At 34.6% G+C, this 18,850-nt stretch carries 18 protein-coding genes; 11 read left to right on the forward strand and 7 right to left on the reverse strand.

The features are described 5' to 3' along the window. Positions 1-35: 35 nt before the first annotated feature. Positions 36-1,859 (reverse strand): asparagine synthase (glutamine-hydrolyzing), encoded by a 1,824-nt coding sequence (asnB, locus tag DN389_RS04580; RefSeq protein ID WP_098191066.1) that lies wholly within the window; start codon positions 1,857-1,859, stop codon positions 36-38. Positions 1,860-2,276: 417 nt separating this feature from the next. On the opposite strand from asnB, the gene DN389_RS04585 reads away from it, so the two are divergent. Beyond that, positions 2,277-2,843 (forward strand): sigma-70 family RNA polymerase sigma factor, encoded by a 567-nt coding sequence (locus tag DN389_RS04585; RefSeq protein ID WP_046955128.1) that lies wholly within the window; start codon positions 2,277-2,279, stop codon positions 2,841-2,843. After that, positions 2,840-3,985 (forward strand): DUF4179 domain-containing protein, encoded by a 1,146-nt coding sequence (locus DN389_RS04590; protein ID WP_088121799.1) that lies wholly within the window; start codon positions 2,840-2,842, stop codon positions 3,983-3,985. Before DN389_RS04585 ends, DN389_RS04590 begins: the two co-directional genes overlap by 4 nt. Positions 3,986-4,025: 40 nt before the next feature. Here DN389_RS04590 and DN389_RS04595 read toward each other — a convergent pair whose 3' ends face one another. Further along, positions 4,026-5,099: a WD40/YVTN/BNR-like repeat-containing protein gene (locus DN389_RS04595; RefSeq protein WP_098802625.1), complete on the reverse strand. Its 1,074-nt coding sequence runs from the start codon at positions 5,097-5,099 to the stop codon at positions 4,026-4,028. Between the two features lie 212 nt (positions 5,100-5,311). Between DN389_RS04595 and DN389_RS04600 the strand changes: the two genes are divergently transcribed. Continuing rightward, on the forward strand, positions 5,312-6,211 hold the full coding sequence (locus tag DN389_RS04600) for a cation diffusion facilitator family transporter (protein ID WP_098191068.1): 900 nt from the start codon (positions 5,312-5,314) through the stop codon (positions 6,209-6,211). Between the two features lie 193 nt (positions 6,212-6,404). Further along, positions 6,405-6,575, forward strand: coding sequence for a Fur-regulated basic protein FbpA (fbpA, locus tag DN389_RS04605; RefSeq protein WP_000098304.1), 171 nt, complete (start codon positions 6,405-6,407; stop codon positions 6,573-6,575). A gap of 56 nt (positions 6,576-6,631) precedes the next feature. Here the strand turns inward: fbpA and DN389_RS04610 are convergent, their stop codons facing one another. Together DN389_RS04610 and DN389_RS04615 are read right to left on the reverse strand one after the other, a co-directional pair. Continuing rightward, positions 6,632-7,303 carry a GntR family transcriptional regulator gene (locus tag DN389_RS04610; protein ID WP_001145069.1) on the reverse strand — a complete coding sequence of 224 codons (672 nt, stop codon included), beginning with the start codon at positions 7,301-7,303 and terminating at the stop codon, positions 6,632-6,634. A gap of 16 nt (positions 7,304-7,319) precedes the next feature. Beyond that, positions 7,320-8,285: a DMT family transporter gene (locus tag DN389_RS04615; RefSeq protein WP_088121801.1), complete on the reverse strand. Its 966-nt coding sequence runs from the start codon at positions 8,283-8,285 to the stop codon at positions 7,320-7,322. A gap of 255 nt (positions 8,286-8,540) precedes the next feature. Here DN389_RS04615 and DN389_RS04620 point away from each other — a divergent pair, with 255 nt between their 5' ends. The 3 genes from DN389_RS04620 to fumC all read left to right on the forward strand — a co-directional run bounded on the left by DN389_RS04620 (position 8,541) and on the right by fumC (position 12,449). Beyond that, entirely contained in the window at positions 8,541-9,200 is a 660-nt protein-coding gene (locus DN389_RS04620; protein WP_149236857.1) for a class I SAM-dependent methyltransferase, read from the forward strand. A gap of 332 nt (positions 9,201-9,532) precedes the next feature. Beyond that, positions 9,533-10,936 carry a Na+/H+ antiporter NhaC gene (nhaC, locus tag DN389_RS04625; protein WP_000843982.1) on the forward strand — a complete coding sequence of 468 codons (1,404 nt, stop codon included), beginning with the start codon at positions 9,533-9,535 and terminating at the stop codon, positions 10,934-10,936. A gap of 124 nt (positions 10,937-11,060) precedes the next feature. Further along, positions 11,061-12,449: a class II fumarate hydratase gene (gene fumC / locus DN389_RS04630; RefSeq protein ID WP_046959025.1), complete on the forward strand. Its 1,389-nt coding sequence runs from the start codon at positions 11,061-11,063 to the stop codon at positions 12,447-12,449. A gap of 94 nt (positions 12,450-12,543) precedes the next feature. Here the strand turns inward: fumC and DN389_RS04635 are convergent, their stop codons facing one another. Next, the gene (locus DN389_RS04635; RefSeq protein WP_149236858.1) at positions 12,544-12,966 is read right to left on the reverse strand and encodes a PH domain-containing protein; all 423 of its coding nucleotides are present in this window, start codon (positions 12,964-12,966) and stop codon (positions 12,544-12,546) included. A gap of 433 nt (positions 12,967-13,399) precedes the next feature. Next, a complete protein-coding gene (locus tag DN389_RS04640) occupies positions 13,400-14,185 on the reverse strand; it encodes an MBL fold metallo-hydrolase (RefSeq protein WP_046959027.1) in 786 nt (261 codons plus the stop codon). A gap of 224 nt (positions 14,186-14,409) precedes the next feature. On the opposite strand from DN389_RS04640, the gene DN389_RS04645 reads away from it, so the two are divergent. Both DN389_RS04645 and DN389_RS04650 read left to right on the forward strand, forming a co-directional pair. Continuing rightward, positions 14,410-15,174 (forward strand): DUF2087 domain-containing protein, encoded by a 765-nt coding sequence (locus DN389_RS04645; protein ID WP_001280299.1) that lies wholly within the window; start codon positions 14,410-14,412, stop codon positions 15,172-15,174. 99 nt (positions 15,175-15,273) lie between these two features. Then, entirely contained in the window at positions 15,274-16,683 is a 1,410-nt protein-coding gene (locus DN389_RS04650) for an MATE family efflux transporter (RefSeq protein ID WP_098191224.1), read from the forward strand. A 56-nt stretch (positions 16,684-16,739) separates the two neighbouring features. Here DN389_RS04650 and DN389_RS04655 read toward each other — a convergent pair whose 3' ends face one another. Beyond that, on the reverse strand, positions 16,740-17,438 hold the full coding sequence (locus DN389_RS04655) for a peptidase E (protein WP_087983132.1): 699 nt from the start codon (positions 17,436-17,438) through the stop codon (positions 16,740-16,742). 489 nt (positions 17,439-17,927) lie between these two features. Between DN389_RS04655 and DN389_RS04660 the strand changes: the two genes are divergently transcribed. Together DN389_RS04660 and DN389_RS04665 are read left to right on the forward strand one after the other, a co-directional pair. Next, positions 17,928-18,326, forward strand: a complete 399-nt coding sequence (locus tag DN389_RS04660; RefSeq protein WP_002108594.1) for a DUF3942 family protein — start codon at positions 17,928-17,930, stop codon at positions 18,324-18,326. A gap of 107 nt (positions 18,327-18,433) precedes the next feature. After that, positions 18,434-18,850, forward strand: a complete 417-nt coding sequence (locus DN389_RS04665) for a BlaI/MecI/CopY family transcriptional regulator (RefSeq protein ID WP_000495070.1) — start codon at positions 18,434-18,436, stop codon at positions 18,848-18,850.

Below are 18,850 nucleotides of genomic sequence, written 5' to 3' on the forward strand. Positions count from 1 at the left end.
GGAGTTCAAGGTTTTTATCCTTGAACTCCTTTTTGTTAAGCAATATGAATATGATACGTTTTCAACCATTCATTTACTTGTAGCATATATTCCATAGCACTTCTTGCTTCAAAATTGTTAATTTCTTTATTGCTTTCATCGGCAATGGCAAGTAATGTGGAATGATTAATAAGTGAGAAAATAGGATTGTTTTTATTACTGCACAAGTCGAGTGATAAATGACGGATTGTTTGTAAATAATGTGGATCTTGTGAAGTTGGATAAGCACTTTTTCTTCTATTGCGTACATCGTCAGGTAAAGCAGGTTGCAGTGCTCTACGTAAAATGCCTTTTTCAATATTATCAATGCTTTTTATATTGAAAGGAACGTTCCATAAATATTCAACTAATCTATAATCGCAAAACGGTACACGTACTTCAAAGCCTACAGCCATACTCATACGATCTTTACGATCAAGTAAGAACGGGAGAAATCTCGTTAAAAATAAATAAAACATTTGGCGTTGTTTCGCGGCTTTTTTACTTTCCCCTTCAAGAGTAGGTACTTCAAGAATCGCTTCTTGGAAGCGTGTATCAATATAGTTTTCTAAGTTGCATTGGTTATTTACTTCATTTAGTAGAAGAGGGGAAGTGTTTTTCCAATTTGTTAGCCAAGGAAATTTATCGACAAATAGTAAATCCTCTTGATGAAACCAAGGGTACCCACCGAATACTTCATCAGCAGATTCGCCGGATAAAGCTACAGTTGCATCTTTTTTCATTTCGCAAAATAGTAAATATAGTGAAGTTTCCATTTCGCCAGCACTCGGTAAATCTTTTGCACGGAGAGGGACGAATAAGTGATTTGCTAATTCTTCAGCATTCACAATAATGTCATGATGAGATGTCCCTACATGTTCGGAAACACGTTTTACCCAAGGAGCGTCTAAACCAGTGCGAGCAAATGTCAGCTCGAAATCTTTTGCACTATTTACAAAGTCAACGGAATACGTATGAAGTGTTTTATTTTCCGCTGCAAACTCTTTACCCGCTAGAGCAGTAATGCCGCTAGAATCTAATCCTCCTGATAACATACAAACGAGAGGAACATCGGCAATTAATTGTCTTTTTACTGTATCTTGTAAAATAGATAAAATATGTGATGATGTATCTTCAGTACAGTCTGTATGAACTTTACTTTCTAAATTCCAATATTTCTTAACTACTTTTTTATCACGTGTAAACGTTATAGAATGTCCAGCACGCACTTCTTGAATATGTTTAAAGACGCCACATCCTGGAGTTCGAAATAATCCTAATCCAAATATTTCGTTTATGCCATCTGCATCAATTTCAGCAGGGACAGATGGATGGGCTAATAGCGCTTTTATTTCGGATCCGAAAATAATGCTGTCATTTCTTTCTGTATAAAAGAGTGGCTTTACGCCTAAATGATCACGTGCTAAAAATAATTGTTGCTTTTGATCATCCCATATTGCAAAGGCAAAAATACCATTTAAATGTTGTACGCAGTCTTCTTTCCATTCTAAATATGCATGTAGTAATACTTCTGTATCTGAATGCGTTTCAAATGCATGACCACATTTTTGAAGTTGCTCTCTAAGCTCGCGGAAATTATAAATTTCTCCATTATAAGTAAGAGCATACGTATAATCACCAGCACGAAATGTTTTTGGTTGTGTCCCGCCTTCTGGATCAATTACGATTAACCGACGGTGTGCAAAGGCCGCACGTGGTGAAAACCAAAATCCTTCAGCATCCGGACCGCGATGCTGGATACTATTTGCCATCTTTTCTAAAATAACATGTTCATTGGAAAGATCCTTACTCCAATTTACCCAGCCTGTAATTCCACACATACACATCTCATCTCCTAGTTTAAAATGTTGAAAAGTAGATTAATGAAATAAGTGAAACTTTAATCAGTGGGGGTTTTTTCCATCACCCACTGATTATTAGTTGAACCAATCGGGCTTTTACGGGCAGTTATTTCCCACCTAACTTCCTCGCATTCGCCTAATTTTGAGGTGGGATTTATTGCCTGTTAATGCGGGGTAAAATGTACACCAAGTTAAAGAATGACTATATAAATAGTGTACTACATGAATTAAATTGCAGACTTGAGAAAATTTTCTTGTAATACATAGTTATGTGAGACAATGACGTAGGGAAAGTATTCCATAACATACAAAAAATAAAAAAGATGAGAGAAAATATTTTGTAAGACGTTATATAGGGTGTAAAAGCTTTTACAAAAAAATAAGGGGAATCGCTACATGAAATCAAATGAGAAAAATTTTATAAAAAGATTACAACGGCAAAAAGAAGATGCGCTAGAATTCGTTGTCGATACATATTTACCACTCATAAAAGGAATAACGCATAAAGTCCTTCTTCCGGTTCAAAATGATGGATTAATAGAGGAATGTGTAAATGATATATTTCTTTCCATTTGGAATAACGCAAATAAATTTCATGGAGAGCCGAGTGACTTTAAAAAATGGATAGCGGCGATTGCAAAATTTAAGGCGATTGATTATTACCGGAAAGCGACTAGAAAAGTAGAAATTATTTCAGATGAGTTTCATATTAGTACGGAAAAGTCAGCGGAAGATGAATTAATCGTTATGGAAGATAGGGAAGAGTTATTGAAGCTTATTAATCAATTAGAACCGTTAGATCAAAAGGTGTTCATTATGAAATATCTTCTCGGTATGAAGACAGAAGAAATAGGAGATAAGTTAGGGTTAACTCGGGCAGCGATCGATAATCGTGTGTACCGTGGAAAAAAGAAACTACAACAAAATGCTACGAAAATTAGTTTTGGAGGTAGTGCAATATGAAAGACATTTATGAACTATTAAATGATATTGATATAGATGAAAAAGAACTTGAGGAAATTGAGGCTTCTGAAATTGAAAAAGAAAAAGTGAAACGTAATGTAAAACAATCGATACGTACGAAGAAAAAGATGAAAAGTTGGAAAAAAGGTGTTGCTGCTGCATCTATTTTAGTAGGGCTATCAGTTGCAACGCTTGGTATCGGGTTTCCTACATATGCCGGGGGATTGCCAATTGTAGGTGACATATTCCGATTTTTAGATAATGGTAGAACAGGGTTATATGAAAATTATAAAGCGGACGCAGAGAAGAAAACGGGGCTTCATAATAATTATCAACAATACGCCACAGTACTAAATATGACAAAAGAAAGAAATGGAATTAAGATAACGATTAATAATGCGATTTTCGATGGTAAGACAGTATCAATAAACTATTCTATAGAAAGTAACAGAGATTTAGGCAAAAATCCAAGTACGTTGGATTTTTTAACTATTAAAGGAGCAGGTGCCCAATCAGGAAGCAATGAAATTATTAAGGTCGCTGATAGGAAATATAAAGGTTTAATAAAAACAAGTAGTGATCTAGTTAGTAATAAAGGAACTACAGTGAATGTTGAATGGAGTATACAAAGTATAAACATTTTAGAAACAGAAGAAGAGATAAAAGGAGATTGGAATTTTAATATTAATCTAAAAGGAATAGAAAATAAAGAGAAATTGATTAGAGGTAGTGCAGAAAAAGATGGTGTAAAAGTTAATATGGAGAGAATGGAAATAACACCCATGTCGTTTATTCTATATTACAACCAAGAAGTAGCTCAAGAAATAAGAGGTGTATGGGATGGAGTGGATGTTGATTTAAAAGTGAGAGATGATATAGGTAATCAGTATTATGGAGAAGGAAATGGAGGCTCAGGTGAAGATCCTTATAATTTTAATTGGAGTGAAACATTCCAACAACTTAATGAGAATGCGACTAAGTTAATAATAACGCCTTACGTTAATTTAAGAATTCACACTCCTGAAAATTATGGCTCGGTAACAATAGTTGGAGGAGAAGTAAAGGAGCGTTTTGTGCCTCGAAGATTGGGAGGCAATAAGGGTATTGCGTTAGATGATATTGTAATTGACTTAAAGAAATAAAAAAGAGACTGCCTAAAATCATTAGGCAGTCTTTTTTTCGTTAAGAACTAGTAACGAGTAATGCATGTGGATGCTGCGTTTTATACTCATCTTTCCACGGAATGTTTAGTTGTTCCCACGATTCGCCGCTATCATTGGATTGAAAGACGCCGTTGTTATTTAAAGTGTAAAACGTATGTGGTTCTGCTAGATTTGTAGCAAACATTGAAATGACTGTACCAATTGCAGATGGTAGACCTTGCTGCAATTGCTGGAAAGGAGTATCTTTCGTTTTCCGATAAATATAAGATTCATAAGGAATACGATGATGAGCGAGGTCAGCACTCGGTGCGGCAGAAACGAGAATTGTATCACAATCAGCTGGATCGATAGCCATGCTGTATAAATAATGGTGTTCAAGTCCTTCACTGCATGAGATCCAGCTTTTTCCGCTATTATAACTTTCAAGGTATGCGCGATCAGGTCCGCCCATAAAACCATCACCACATGATGCATAAAGGCGATTTGGAGCTTCAGGGTGCATAAGCAATTGATGCGCATCGATAGGAGCACCGAATTTTTTATCAATCCAAGTATGCCCTCTATCATTACTTTGAATAATAGCACCAGCTTCAATTGAAACATGGAGTGTATTTGGATTGTTTGGATCAACTGTAATCCAGCGTACATGATGGGTGAAAGGTCTAGGCGGAAAAGCCCACGTATAAGAAGATAATAATGATTTCATATTTTTAAGTTCAGTCCACGTTTCACCACCATTTTCAGAACGGAATAAAGCGCTCGGTTCTGTGCCGACATAAACGACGCCATAGCCGTTAACTTGTTCATTAGGACTTATCGTAATGGAAGTTATCGAAGAGTGTAAAATACCATCTTCTTTAGGGAAATCAAAGTAACGATATGAATCTCCAATCGGTTTCCACGAATCCCCGCCATCGTCGCTTAACCATAAACCTCGTCCAAATGTTCCGCAGTATACACGATTCTTTTGAAATGGATCAACAGCGATACAGGTAGGTTGCATATTTTGTAAGTGATACGCTGTTTCAAAGTGACCATATTGTTCTTTCACTACAACAAGTTCTCGCTCCATACAGAGAAATAAACGTTTCATTTTAGTAACCTCCTTAAAAATTCTTTCATTAGTAAACAATATGAAGCTGAAAAAGAAGTAGTCTTATTTTTTGTTGAGAAAAAGGACTTGTTTGAAAAATAGCGAAGTGTGTAGGTAGAGGAAGCGGACGTTTATGGGCAGTTAATGGGGGATAAAGAGGGGGAGTTTGTTTCATACTAACATACAGATATTGCACTTAAAGGAGTATTGGTATGGGACATTCACATGATCACGGTCATTCTAACAATAAAAAGGCGTTACTAATTGCTTTCGTACTAACGACAAGCTTTATGATTGCTGAAGTTATTGGGGGATTTGTAACAAATAGCTTAGCACTATTATCTGACGCGGGGCATATGTTAAGTGATGCAGTATCCTTAGCGTTAAGTTTACTTGCGTTCAAGCTCGGAGAAAAAACAGCAACAACTGCGAAAACATATGGGTATAAGCGAGTCGAAATATTAGCGGCATTATGTAACGGTGTCGTTCTTATTGTCATTTCAGTATACATTTTTATTGAAGCAATTCGCCGTTTTAAAGAGCCAGTTGAGATTGCTAGTAATGGGATGCTCATTATTGCTGTACTTGGTCTGCTTATTAATATTTTATCAGCTTGGATATTAATGAGAGGCGGAGATGTGAAGGGGAATTTGAATTTAAGAAGTGCTTTCTTACACGTATTAGGCGATCTATTAGGATCAGTTGGAGCGATTATTGCTGCGCTACTTATTAAATTTTTCGGATGGACTGTTGCAGATGCGATTGCTAGTATTCTTGTGTCTATTTTAGTCATTATTAGTGGATGGCGTGTAACACGTGATACGGTCCATATATTAATGGAAGGTGCACCCCAGCACATAAATGTTGAAGAAGTAAAAAGTACATTATTAAATATTACGGTTGTAAAAGAAGTTCATGATTTGCACATATGGTCTGTCACATCTGATTTTCAAGTATTAACTTGTCATTTGATTATTAAAGGTGATGAAACGCAAAATGTATTAAAAGAGGCTACGGATGTATTAAAGGAGAAGTTTCATGTAGAACATGTCACCATTCAAGTGGAAATAGATGGTGAATTTAATCATAGTGGGACAACTTGCAAAGTATGAAAGAAAAAGGATAAGAAAATGTGTCATAACATTTTTCGCACGGCATACATATATATAATGTGGCCACAAATACTTTGTAAGGTAAATATTTCATGAAATTACTTTACTTATAAAGAGTCATCTTTTATAATCAAAAGTGGTAATTGATAAAGATTATCATTTTCAATGATTGTGGAAAGGAGTTTTTTTTAAGATGAGTAGTCAACTCCGTTTTGCTGTTGAAAATCGTAAGAGGCATTTAATTGATGAGTTAATTGGAGCAGGTGTGTTTAAAATTCGCGACCGACAATTATACGAGCTGTCTTTAGAGGAATTGGAAAAAGAGTACGAAGATATGGAAGAATATGCAGATATTCAGGCATAACTATATAGATTAGTAAAAGGCGAGCTGGTTACGATTTTGTGTAACCAGCTCTATTATTATTTCGTAGAAATTATTTTTGATATTTCTTTCATTGGACGGAGCCAGTTTTGAGACATCATTTGTTCCATTTGTTTTTCGTCCTGCTTTTGCAATGCTTGAATGATAGAGTGATGTTCTTCAATAGATTGACTTGCTGGAACAAAGTTTTGGAAAAACAAATATTCAAGGCGTAAAACGTGAAGTTGCATATTTTCTAGAAAGGGTTCAATATATTGGTTTTTAGCAATAGAAGAAATTGTATTGTGAAATTGTATATCTAGTTTTAAAGCTTGTTTTGCGTTTTTCTTCTCTATAGAGCGCTGAAAATCAGCATTTATTTCAGAAAGTAGTTTCAGATCAGCGTCTGTAATGTTTTGAAGTGCTTGCTTTCCTATAATAGAGTGAAGACCAGCCATTGTTTCATAAATGATAGGAATGTCGTCTAACTTAATAGGAGCAATTTTTGTTTTTTGCCCAGGTACCATTTCCACTAATCCAGAAAGCTCCAATATTTGAAGTGCTTCTCTTACAGGTGTTCTGCTTACTCCTAGTGCTTCAGCCAACTCCCCATCATTAATTTTTTCATCAGGTTGCAGTACACCTTCAATAATCCAATCTTGTAGTTGATTTAAAACGAGTGATTTTGCCGAAACTCTTCCTTGTTTTTTATAATTTTGAGGGACAGGCATAGTGAATTCAATCCTTTCATTGTATATTTTCCTTTTTCGCATGAACAAGCTTTAATTTCGGTTTCCCTTCATCCGGTTTTTGGCTTAAGATGAGCACCATTACAATGACACAAAAAGCCCCTAATAACTGAAAAGATTGAAAGGGTACGTGTAATATAAGTACAGAAGAAATAATAGCTGCGAGTGGTTCAGTACAACCGAATAATGTCGTTTCTTTCGGAGTCAGGTATCGTATGCTGTCTAAGTATAAATAAAATGCAATCAGTGTTCCGAAAATGACGACAAATGTGATGAGCGGTAGGGTACTTAGTTTTACATATTTCATAGTCGATAATAAAATGAATTCTTTCGTAGAAATAAAGTGTAGAATCGTTGCACCAATACCCCCAATAATCATGCCCCATCCAACGATAACAGAGGAAGACCACCTTTCTAGTAATCCCTTTGAATATAAACTATAAAAAGCAAGAGATAATCCAGATAAAATACCCCAAATAATAGCTGGTGTAGGAACAGCCAAGTTATGAACAGACCCGTTTGTTAGTAAGAGAAAAGTGCCTACTAATGAAAGGGTAATGGAAATGAAATCAATTTTTGATGGCCGAACGTTCCATTTGAAAAGTAAGTATACAGTAATAAATATAGGAGCTAAATATTGCAATAATGTTGCGACGGCAGCGTTCCCTTCTTTAATAGAAGCGAAGTACGTGTACTGTACAGCAAGCATACCGAATAGGCCAAACAATATCATTTTAGTAGCATCAGATCTTTGTTTCCATATGCCGAATATTTCTTTTTTTCTCGTTCCGAATGATGAAATCATGAGCAAGATAATGCCAGATATAAGCAAACGAATTGTAACTAACCATTCAGTAGAAACATTTTCATATTGAAAAAGTTGTTGTGCAGCTGTCCCGGACAATCCCCATAAACAAGCACCAATTACAACCATAATGATTCCTTTTAAACGATTTGGATCCATATAGTTTTTATTCTCCTTTTCTACAAATTCGTTTCGGATACAATATGCAATATATCACGAAATGAATAAAAAATAAACTGAAATTTCTGTGTTATAAGGCAGGAATTTTAGTAGTTCCAGTTATTTTTACGATACAAGTGAGGAGGTGAAATAAAGCGAGATAAAATTATAAAAATAAATCATAATCAAGAGGATAAAAAAATAAAGATAAGAGTAATTTGGTTTGTTAAAAATATGTGTAGAAGGAGATACGCGATGAACTGGGTTACTCATAAACCAACATTTGAATTTGATAATTTTAGTCCATTTATTCGTGCGAATACTGCGTGGCTTGGGCATTTGGAGTTCGCATACGATTTAGTAAGATTTGAAAAACCCGAAATATTAGTTGAGCTAGGTACACATCTAGGCGCTTCTTTTTTCAGTTTTTGTCAAGGGGTAAAGGATGGGGGATTAGCTACAAAATGTTTTGCTGTAGATACTTGGACAGGAGACGGGCATACAGGTCCATATGGAGAAGGTGTTTTCCAAATCGTAGATAAAGTGGTAAACATGAGTTATCCAAATATAGGTAATTTAATTCGATCTACTTTTGATGAGGCTGTTGATCAATTTCAAGATGGAACGATAAATTTGTTGCATATTGATGGCTATCATACGTATGAAGCAGTTTCTCATGACTATAAAACATGGTTACCGAAACTTGCGAATAACGGTATCGTATTATTTCATGATATTGAGGTGAAAGATCGAAACTTCGGCGTGTATAAATTTTGGGATGAGGTTAAAGCGAAGTATCCTCATTTTCAGTTTGAGCATTCCTATGGGCTTGGAGTGTTATTTCCGAAAGGTTGTAGCGAGAAGTTTGTGGAAATACTTAGAAATAAAGAAGAAATACAAAATATGTATAAATAAAAGTGGAGCATGCATCATTTGAATGATGTGTGCTTTTTTTGTGTGGGGAATAATGATACTCCTTAAAACGGTGAGGATAATAGTAAAAAGTTTTATGGTGGCAAATATTAAAAAAGTTACTCTTTGATTGTTAAATATAAAAAATGTAACATTTTTTATATTTTCCATTGCGAAAAGTAGCATCTACTTTTACAATAGAAAAGGTGTCCGTATATTATACTGGAAAAATAAATCGAAATAATATGAAAATTTTGTTTTGTCTTCGCTAATTGTATATTACATACATGTAAGACGACATACGTCATGTTATCGACTTGTAAGGAGAGAAAAAAATGAAAAGTGTAAGATTACCATCGATGCTAGAAATCATAGTTCTTTTATTACTATTTCTTGCTGTTGTCTTTTCCTTCCAAACGATTTTTGATCTCCCAATTCAATTAGCGCTATTTATTTCATGGTTTTTAGTAATTGCGCTTGGATTAAGATTAGGATTTCGTTATCAAGAATTGCAAGATGCAATTACGAAAGGGATTTCTAACGGATTAGAAGCAATACTGATTTTAGTTGCGGTAGGTGCTTTAATTGGAACTTGGATTGCTGGTGGCGTAGTACCAACATTAATCTATTATGGATTAGAGTTTATTCACCCTAGCATATTCCTATTAGCAACATTAATTATTTGTTCGATAACTTCTATTGCGACAGGAACATCATGGGGAACAGTTGGAACAGCAGGTATTGCTATGATGGCGATTGGTGAAGGACTTGGCTTACCACTTCCGCTTGTTGCTGGTGCAGTTCTTTCAGGAGCTTATTTCGGTGACAAATTATCACCACTTTCTGATAGCACAGTTCTTGCAGCTTCTATGGCGAAAGTAGACGTTATTGCTCACGTTCGAGCTATGCTCGTATTAGATGTTCCGGCTTACATTATTACTAGCATTATGTTTACTGTAGCTGGTTGGATGTATGGCGGCGATAATGTAGATTTGAATCGAGTAGAGTTTTTAAAAGAAGCTTTATTAAAGGAATTTGATATTAAAATATGGATGCTTGTTCCGGCAGTCATTGTTATCGCTTTATTAGCGATGAAGAAACCTTCTATGCCAACAATTGCAATGGGAGCTTTAATTGGTGCAATTTGGGCAACTCTTTTCCAAGGAATGAACTTTGGAGAGGCGATTGGAACAGCGTATAACGGATTCTCAATTCAATCAGGTGTTGAGTTTGTTGACAAGTTATTAAACCGTGGTGGAATTAACGGTATGCTTGGCTCAGTAGCCGTTATTATTTTCGGTTTAGGATTTGGTGGATTACTTGAAAAACTAGGTGTTTTAAAAGTGATTGTATCAAAATTTGAGAAGAAATTAAATTCTGCAGGTAATGTAACATTGTCTACATTAATCGTAGCATTCTTAGCTAATATATTTGGTTGTGCGATGTATGTATCATTAATTTTAACACCGAAAATTATGGAAGATAGCTATGATAAATTAAAAATAGACCGACGTGTATTAGCGCGTAACTCAGAAGTAGGTGGAACGTTAACTTCTGGTATGGTTCCGTGGTCGGATAATGGTATTTTTATGGCTGGTATTTTAGGTGTAGCAACGTTCTCATACGTTCCGTTTATGTGGTTAAGCTTTGTTTCATTAATTTTAGCAGTTATTTACGGATACACAGGCAAGTTCATTTGGTATGTAGATGACGTTGAAAAAGGAAAGCAAGCATCATAAAAAAATACCTTCTGCGATGGCAGGAGGTATTTTTTTTATATATACGAGTGAGAATTCTTATCATTTGGGTGAGATTCTGTTAAAATGAGAAATGTAGGTATTTTATTTTCAAGGGGATGAAAAAATGGAGTACAGAATCGAAAGAGATACAATAGGAGAAATAAAAGTTCCAGCTGATAAATTATGGGCAGCACAAACGCAACGTAGTAAAGAAAACTTCCCAATTGGAACAGAGCAAATGCCGCTTGAAATTGTAAAAGCATTTGCCATTTTAAAGAAAAGTGCAGCACTTAGTAATCAAAAACTAGGAAAGCTATCAGAAGAAAAAGCAGAAGCAATTGTGGCAGCAGCTGACGAAGTGATTGCAGGGAAATGGAATGAACATTTTCCACTTGTCGTATGGCAAACTGGTAGCGGTACACAGTCAAACATGAATGTGAATGAAGTAATTGCAAATCGAGGGAATCAAATTTTGAAAGAGAAGGAATCTGACGTACATATTCATCCGAATGATGATGTGAACATGTCTCAAAGTTCAAATGATACATTCCCAACGGCGCTTCATGTAGCATGTGTAATTGCAGTGGAAAATCACGTATTACCAGCAATTACGAAATTAAAAGAAACGCTAGCAGAAAAAGTAACTGCATTTGAACATATTATAAAAATTGGTCGGACACACTTACAAGATGCAACACCGTTAACATTAGGACAAGAAATTAGCGGATGGCACCGTATGCTTGAAAAAACAGAGCGTATGATTGCTGAGAGCAATACATATATGAAAGAGCTTGCAATTGGTGGTACTGCAGTTGGAACAGGTATTAATGCTCATCCTAAATTTGGTGAGATGGTGTCAGAGGAAATTAGCCAATTTACAGGTAAGCAATTTATTTCTGCACCAAATAAGTTCCACGCATTAACGAGCCATGATGAAGTTGTATATACGCATGGTGCATTAAAAGCATTAGCAGCTGATTTAATGAAGATTGCTAACGATGTGCGCTGGCTGGCAAGTGGTCCACGTAGTGGTCTAGGAGAAATTATTATTCCGGCAAATGAGCCAGGAAGCTCTATTATGCCAGGTAAAGTAAATCCAACGCAAAGTGAAGCGTTAACGATGGTTGTAGCGCAAGTGATGGGAAATGACGCAACAATCGGATTTGCTGCGAGTCAAGGTAATTTTGAGTTAAACGTATTTAAACCTGTTATTGCATATAACTTCTTACAATCCGCTCACTTATTAGCAGATGCAATTGTTTCATTTAATGATAATTGTGCAGTTGGTATTGAAGCAGATGAAGAAGTAATTAAAGAGAATGTGAATCGTTCATTAATGCTTGTTACAGCATTAAACCCGCATATCGGATATGAAAATGCAGCGAAAATTGCGAAGCATGCTCATAAAGAAGGGTTAACGTTAAAAGAAGCAGCACTGCAATCTGGACTACTAACAGAAGAACAATTTAATGAAATTGTCGATCCGAAAAAAATGATTGCTCCGAAAGAGTAATAAAAAAAAGCCAAGGTTCTTTGTTTAGAATCTTGGCTTTTTTGATATTTATTTTATGTCCTTCCATTTGTACTATTACAAGTGCCAACATATATTATTTGTTAGCAGGCATATTCAATACTTTCATATGTGGACAATTTTCTTTTAAGAGTGAAATGAACTTTTCTTCTTCTTGTGGTACGAAAGTTGTCACAGAATCAAATAAATTGTAATGGATTTCTAATTGCTGCCTAGTCCACTTTTCTGAGCGAAGTGTTTTGCCAGAGTATGTAATGTGGCGAATATCTTCAAATGGAATTTCAGTACGCAGTATGAAACCATATTTTACAACAAGAGAGGATTCCGTTACGTTGTAGTGAGAAAAATAGAATGAAGCAAGATTCACGACATTTAGCACCATCATGAGAGTGGAAAAAATAGAATTTTTATTTTGGAAGAATAGCGAAATGAAAAAAATTATGATAAATAATGTAATAAAAATGATGTAAAATGGATTCTTTTTCGCTTTAAATTTCAAGTTAGTCACCTCGGTTTACGTGTACTCTAACTAAATTAAATCACAATATCGTAATAAGACGAAGGAATATGGCATATTCCTTCGTCTTATTATTCTTCTAAAACTTATTTATATCACAATATCGTAATAAGACGAAGGAATATGCAGAATTGCATATTCCTTCGTCTTATTATTCATGTAAAATTTCTTGATGGGATAAATTCAAAAGAAGTTTTGTAATAGTGGAGTGGCATGAAGTGACTTACAAGAATAGAAAGGTAGCGTTAGTCATAATTATTTGTATGATAATTGTGGGTAGTTGTGCTAATAAATTTATTGAGGATGGAAACCGAAAGCATACATTCGTACAGGTAAGTAAAGCTTTAGTAGAGGTTGTAAATAGAATATATAATGAGTAAAAGGTGTTTTCGTATACGAAAACACCTTTTTGTAGTTAAAATTGAAGGCTGAAGTTTTGGAATGTGTGAATACCAGTCCCATGTTTAATCAGCTCTTTATCATTTAAATATTGAATAGCATATTTCACTTCTTTCAATATAACAGGTGAAAGGCCGAGGGTATGATGTGAACCAAAAATTTGTTTAATAGGAAAGAGGTTTGTAATTTTATTTAGAGACTGAACTAAATCTACAGGGTTTGTCGTTGGATAAAATGCAAAAATCGTGCCTTCATACAGTAAATCTCCTGTGAATAAAAAAGCAGATTCATAATCATATAGGCAAATATGTCCTGGTGAGTGACCTGGCGTATGTATAATTTGAATCTTCCTATTTCCGATATCAATCATATCTCCATCTTGTAGTAATTTTGTTGGTGTTCCTTGAAAGGGTTTGAATGTTTCAGGTTGAAATGTTTTAGGTGTAGGTAAAGTAATATCACGGGCGATGTCGTGCCTAATTTGAGTAATAGGAAGTCCTTTTATGCCATTAATGAGCCAATCCGCCTCTAAAGCATGTACATAGATTTCTTCAAATTGTGCGTGACTACCGATATGATCCCAATGGACATGTGTTGTGACAACAATAATTGGTAAGTTTGTTAGTTGGTCAGTTATACGCTTCAGATTATCGATACCTAGTCCAGTATCGATAAGGAGTGCGGTAGTATCTCCCACAAGTAAGAAGGAATGCACTTTTTCCCAATGTCCATATTCACTAATCGCATATGTATTTCGAGCGATTTGTTTAACCGTAAACCAAGGGTCGGGCAGAATGGTCATGTTTTGTTTCACATCCTATCGTAATTCATTTATTAAATACATTCGCTTTTCTTTATTTTAAATCCTTTTTTAGTTTGTTTAATAGATTTTTTTATAAAAGTTTATAAAATGGGTAAACGGAACGTTGAAATGTTTATTTGTGTTATGTTAAGATGATGAAGTGATAATAAACGTTATTATGATTTGTTTGGCTTTAAAATAAACGTTTTGAAGGAGTGTTTAGTATGAGTGATATTTCAGAGAAGTTTTGGGATGCTTCGGTAGAAGAATTGAAGAAAGGGTATGTATTTGAAGCGGAAGCAGAGGAATATATTTGTTTAGCTTGTGGAGAGGCGTTTATTAAGGGCGTAATTTATCAAGATAATCAAGTTTTGTATGAAGCTGAGAAGTTTGTGCAATTGCATGTGCAAAATGAACATACGTCTATGTTTGAGTATTTATTAAATCTTGATAAGAAGTATACGGGTTTAACTGATTTGCAAAAGAAAATGGTTCAGTTTTTCCATATGGGGCTAAATGATAAAGAGATTGTAAAAGAGATGGATGGTGGAAGTACATCAACCATTCGTAATCATCGATTTACACTTCGAGAGAAAATGAAGCAAGCGAAAGTGTTTTTAGCGTTAATGGAATTATCAGAAGAAAAATCAAAAGTACAAACGAAATTTGTACCGATTCATAGAACAGCAACGATGGTAGATGATCGTTACAATATTACGGAAGAAGAAAATGAGGAAGTATTAAAAGCACACTTTACAGAAGGATTAGATGGGCCGCTTTCTAAATTTCCGAAAAAGCAAAAGCGTAAATTAATTATATTACGCCATTTAGTGACGAAGTTTGATAGTAATAAAAAGTACACTGAAAAAGAAGTAAATACTGTCATAGAAAGTGTATACCCGGATTTTGTAACTTTAAGAAGATATTTAATCGAATATGGTTTTTTAGATAGAACAGCAGATGGAAGCCAATATTGGGTAAAGTTATAATAATACGGAAAAGAAAATGAATAGAGACACATTATTATAACAACTATACAAAGAAATAGAAGTTGAAAAACAGATTTTTAATAAAAGGAGAAATGAAATTTGAAACCACCTACAGATAATAATAAAGAAGGTGCGGAGTCACATAAGTTAGAAAGTGAGAGTAAACCGATTTGGAAATCGATGTCCATGTTTTTAGTACCGTTACTATTAAGTAATGTATTACAATCGATTGGACAATTATTCGGTATGGTAGTAGTAGGAAGATGGCTTGGCGTTAATGATTTAGCGGCTATATCAGCATTCTTTCCACTATTTTTCTTACTCGTGTCATTTGTAATTGGTATTGGTTCAGGGAGTTCTATTTTAATTGGTCAGGCGTTTGGTGCTAAAAACGAAGATCGTTTAAAAGCTATCGTTGGTACGACACTGACATTTACCTTTATTATTGGAGTTGTATTGGCGATAATAGGTAGTATTTTTGCGATGGATATTATGCGCCTAATGGGAACGCCAGAAAATATTATTGATATAAGTGTTCATTATGCACGTATTTTATTTATATCGATGCCAGTATTATTTTTATATTTTGCATACACAACATTTATGAGAGGTACAGGAGATTCTAAAACGCCATTTTACTTTTTAATTGTAAGTACAGCGCTAAATATGATCTTATTACCAATTCTTATTTTTGGATGGTTAGGAACTCCGAAATTAGATGTGTATGGAGCAGCCTATGCTTCTGTTATATCTACAGTGATTACGTTTATTGTCATGCTAGTGTATTTAAAGAAGAAAAATCACCCACTACAATTAGATAGTACGGTAAGGAAATATCTTCGCATGGATGGGGAGTTATTAAAGCTATTGCTACGACTCGGTATTCCAGCGAGTATTAATATGATATTAGTTTCATTATCTGAAATTGCGGTCATCGCGTTTGTAAATCGTTACGGTTCAGATGCAACAGCAGCTTATGGCGTTGTGAACCAAGTTGCAAGTTATGTACAAATGCCAGCTGTTAGCCTTGGTATAACAGTTTCTATTTTTGCAGCGCAATCAATTGGTGCGAATCGATTTGATCGATTGCAAAAAGTTGTGAAGGCCGGAATTATTATGAACTACGTCATAGGTGGTGTGCTAATATCCCTTATTTACTTGTTCTCAAGAGATATTCTATCGCTATTTTTAACGAGTCAAACTACAATTGAAATTGCTCATAGCCTAGTTATGATTACGTTATGGAGTTATTTAATTTTCGGGCATGCGCAAATTATTAGTGCGACAATGCGAGCGAGTGGCACAGTATTATGGCCAACTGTTATCGGAGTTGTATCAATTTGGCTTGTTGAAGTACCTGTAGCGTATTACCTTTCTTACCATACAAGTCTTGGCATAGAAGGGATATGGATTGGGTACCCAGCAGCATTTATTGTCAGCTTAATATTACAGTATGCATATTATAAGCTTTCATGGCAGAAGAAACGAATTACACGACTAGTGAGTTAAATCATGCAAATGTCCCTAAGCTATTATACTTAGAGACATTTTTTGTAAGTGTATGTTTACAAATAGCTTTTTAAAGTGATATCAAAATGTTGTCTAATGAGCTTGTTATCGCTCATATAAAACTCCCACGCTTTTTCAGGTTCACCGATAATTTCAAAAGATTCTTCTGTAATATATAAAGCGCAATTATCCTCTAGTGCAATTCCTTCTATATTACCTTGATGATTTTGTAAAAAGGAATGGAAGGCGTTCATTCTATTTAATTGATTATAATGTGGACAAAACCTTTTGTTAACAATCCCCCAACCGTTACACTCTATATAACCAGAACCTTCATAATCTGATCGGATACTAGATGTGAACCAACACATAGCACCGGCGCTATACCCCGCAATGAGCGTTCCTTGTTGCAGAGCCAATAGTAATTTTTCATCGAGTTTAAGTTCTTTCCATTCTGTAACCATTTGAATATAGTTCCCGCCACCGAGATAAATTAAATCAGCAGACTGAATCATTTCGTCTATTTCATATTTAGAAGGTGTATCAGCTATAGTACGTAAAATTTGTACTTCACAGTGTAATTGTTTTTCGAACGTGTCTAAAAATAGCTTTATATAGCTTTCATCATCATGACTCGCTGTAGGAATGAATAATACTTTTGGATACTGTTTATTTGTTAATTCTATAAGTCGCTCATTAATAGGCGAGTGATTTGAATCTTGTAAATCACCGCCACCAATGACAGCTAATTTCATAGTAAAGCACCACCTAATCATTTTTGTTATATAAAAATTCGATAGAAGAGAGTAACATTCCTTCTCTCATGTAATGAATAAGTAGAAAATATAGTTTAAGTATATCGAAATAGTAAAGGTAGTGATAACTATATAGAAAAATGAATTTGAAACAAATTAACCGGCTATTTGCGGGCTGCCCGTAAAATCTTGATTGGTGAGGGCTGATAATCAGTGGGGGATGAACAAAACCCCATTGATTAAAGTTTCACTTTATCGATATATAATACTTCATACTATTGTTTCAAAATATGGAAACAATATGTTTAAATGGATATAACGACGCATTAATTCAAATTGAATTAGTGTTTATATTTTAAAAAGGAATCGGAAATAATGGAGATTTCACAAATCGTTTTTTACTTTTAATAGGAACTTGTATTACAATATGGTAAAATTATTTCAATATATTTATTTAATATAAAAATACAAAGAGGGAGCGTGAAAAAGGTGGATTTTCGATTTGAGTTTGCAGCGAAGGTGAAAGAATACTTAGATGATGAGAAGGATGAAAAAATAATAAAAGATGGACATAGAGATATAATTTTTCACTATTTATATGCGTTAGAGGCTGAAATTGGCGTTGTTAAAAATCCTAATTTTACTTTTTTTACATCAGGAAGACGTTCACATATCGTATTAGAAAATGTTGAATTTAAAACAGAGGTAAATGTAAAAAGTAACATCATTGAAATTACAAAAATAGTGGATAATGTCGTTATTCCTTTAGATACTATCGTAGCAAAGGATCGGGAATTATTTGCACTTGGGCGCAATGAGAAGTTTAATGTACAAATATTAGAGCAGTATCTCTTTGAGACATTTGGAGAGAAATTAGGTTTAAAATGAATGGAATGGCCTACGTATTTATAGGTAGTGAATTTTAGTGTATATCATTCTTGTTTGACCTTTCATTTAATTTGTACTACAATTTGTAGTGTGAAAGGAGCCATACTATGTTTACTCAAAACTATAAATTAAATGAGCAAGGATTAAATCACTTTTTTGGACCACTTGAAGCGAAAATTATGGAGATTGTTTGGTCTACCGAGGGTATTACGATTAAAGAAGTGCAGCAGAAATTAAGTGAAGAATCACCTGTGAATTTTAACACTGTTATGACAGTTATGAACAGGTTAGTAGAGAAATTACACTTAGAAAAACAGACGGTGAAAAGAAGTGGCATATATCGTACTGTACAAACAAAAGAAGAATTCTTATCCAATCAAACGAAGAAAATGACACAGGAATTGATGGGGGAATTTGGAGATTTAGTTGTAAATCATATGCTAGATGAGTTAGAGCAGGCTGATCCGACTTTAATAAAAAAATTAGAAGACAAATTGAGTCAGTTAAAAAAAGAGGATCAATGA

This window comes from Bacillus sp. AY3-1 (assembly GCF_008368785.1).
Taxonomy (GTDB): domain Bacteria; phylum Bacillota; class Bacilli; order Bacillales; family Bacillaceae_G; genus Bacillus_A; species Bacillus_A wiedmannii.